2 protein-coding genes and 1 pseudogene are annotated in these 2,159 nt (G+C 62.5%); all 3 read left to right on the forward strand.

Translation table 11 applies throughout. From position 1 onward, the window contains the following. Positions 1-87: 87 nt before the first annotated feature. Positions 88-978 carry a dienelactone hydrolase family protein gene (locus tag AC1D1X_RS21400; protein WP_457280529.1) on the forward strand — a complete coding sequence of 297 codons (891 nt, stop codon included), beginning with the start codon at positions 88-90 and terminating at the stop codon, positions 976-978. 177 nt (positions 979-1,155) lie between these two features. Next, positions 1,156-1,923, forward strand: a complete 768-nt coding sequence (locus AC1D1X_RS21405; protein WP_457280528.1) for a basic amino acid ABC transporter substrate-binding protein — start codon at positions 1,156-1,158, stop codon at positions 1,921-1,923. 18 nt (positions 1,924-1,941) lie between these two features. Then, positions 1,942-2,159 (forward strand): annotated as a pseudogene (locus tag AC1D1X_RS21410) (amino acid ABC transporter permease); the annotation flags it as partial.

Here is a 2,159-nt window from a genome sequence, read left to right on the forward strand (position 1 = left end):
GCAAAACACTGCGGCCCCGCGGGTTGACGATGACCTTTGCCACGCAGGCCACGAATCGGTATGCTCGATTTTTTGCAGGAGCCCAACATGCCACGCAAGACCGCCCAGGATTTTGACCAGGAACTGCTGATTCTGTTTGATGCCTATGTCCACGGCACCATTGACAGGCGCGGGTTCCTGGAGCGCGCCCAGAAATTCGCCACCGCCGGCCTGACCGCAACAGCCCTGCTGGCCGCCCTCAGCCCCGATTTTGCCGCGGGGCAGCAAATTGCCCGGGATGACAAACGCATCAAGACCGACATGGTCAGCTATCCGTCGTCCGCCGGCTCAGGCACAGTCAAAGGCTATCTGGCCAGGCCTGCCAATGCCACCGGCAAACTGCCCGGCGTGCTTGTCATTCATGAAAACCGCGGCCTCAACCCGCATATTGAAGACATCACCCGCCGGCTGGCGCTGGACAACTTCATCGCCTTCGCACCCGACGCACTCACCCCCCTGGGCGGCTACCCCGGCGACGAAGACAAGGCGCGCGAGTTGTTCGCCAAACTGGACCAGCGAAAGTGCGTGGAGGATTTCGTGGCGGCCACCACCTGGCTCAAGAGCCGGGACGACTGCACCGGCAAGCTGGGTGTGGTCGGGTTCTGCTATGGCGGCGGCATGTCGCACACACTCACCACGCGCCTGCCGGAGCTCAGCGCAGCCGTTCCCTTCTACGGAAACCTGCCGGCAGCGGAAGATGCCGCCAAGGTCAAGACACCGCTGCTGATCCATTTCGCTGCGGTGGATGAGCGCATCAATGCCGCATGGCCTGCCTACGAGGCGGCACTCAAGGCGGCAGGTGCGAATTACACCGCCTACCAGTACCCGGGCACGCAACACGGCTTCAACAACGACACCACGCCGCGTTATGACGCCGCCGCGGCCAAGCTGGCGTGGGAGCGCACCCTGGCGTTTTTTAACAAACAGCTCAGGGCCTAGAACCGGTCAGGCATCGCGGGCCCGCTGCCCGCCCATCCCTGCATCGTCCCCCGCGAAAACCCTGCCCGGAACGCGCCAGGCACGGCTTTTGCACGCGTTACCATTGGCTACTTTCGCTTTTCGGCCTCTCCGCGAGCCGGCGAGCGTTTCCCTCACTCAGATCCTCTGGACACAACCATGAACATTCTGCAAAAAATTGCCGCGACAGCCGGCTTGCTTACCTGTGCGCTGGGCGCAGCCCAGGCCCAAAACAGGGAGCTGGTCGTCGGCTCCAGCGCCACCTACCGTCCGTTTGCCTATGAAAGCCCGACCAAGGAAATTGTCGGCTATGACGTAGACATGATCAAAGCCATCGCCCAGAAATCCGGCCTGCAGATCAAGATCGTCAACACCCCCTGGACCGGCATCTTCGCGGCCCTCAACAACGGCGATGTGGACCTGGTCATCTCGGGCGTCACCATCAACGACAAGCGCAAGCAGTCCTACGACTTCACCGCCCCCTACTTCGAAGCCCGCCAGTTGATCGCCGTGCACAGCAACAGCACGGCCAAGAGCCTGAAAGACCTTGCCGGCAAAAAAATCGGCGTGGTCACCGGCAGCACCGGCGACGACATGGCTTCGCGCGAATTCGGCAAGACCAACCCCGACATCCGCCGCTTTGAAAGCACCCCGGTCGTGATCTCCGAGCTGGCCAACAACGGCCTGGACGCCGCCATCGGCGACAACGGGGTGATCGCCTTTCGCGCCCAGGAACACAAACAGCTCAAGACCGTCAGCGACGCGAGCTTTCCCAAGGAATACTTCGGCATCGTCGTGAAACAGGGCAACAAGGCGCTGCAGGACAAACTCAACGCAGGCCTGGCCGCCGTCAAGGCCGACGGCAGCTACGCCGCCATCTACAAGAAATGGTTCCAGGCCGACGCTCCCGCGTTGCCCGCCCAGTAAACATCAGGACACCTCCTTATGGAACACGTCCTCTGGTTCGGCTGGTTCCGGGCCGACATCATTGCCGAGTACAGCGTGCTGTTCTGGCGCGGCCTGCAGATGACCATCATGGTGACACTGATCTGCATCGTGCAGGGCACCTTGCTGGGCCTGGCGGTCGGCATGGCGCGCGTGGCCGAATCGCGCCACTCGCCCGCGCGCGCGATCTGCAAATACGCCCTGCGCTGGCCCTCTAC

Source organism: Polaromonas sp. P1_G4 (assembly GCF_056405475.1).

Excerpts from the sequence above, each read along its gene's own strand:
- AC1D1X_RS21400 (WP_457280529.1), top strand. The coding sequence starts at position 88 with ATGCCACGCAAGACCGCCCAGGATTTTGACCAGGAACTGCTGATTCTG.
- AC1D1X_RS21405 (WP_457280528.1), top strand. The coding sequence starts at position 1,156 with ATGAACATTCTGCAAAAAATTGCCGCGACAGCCGGCTTGCTTACCTGT.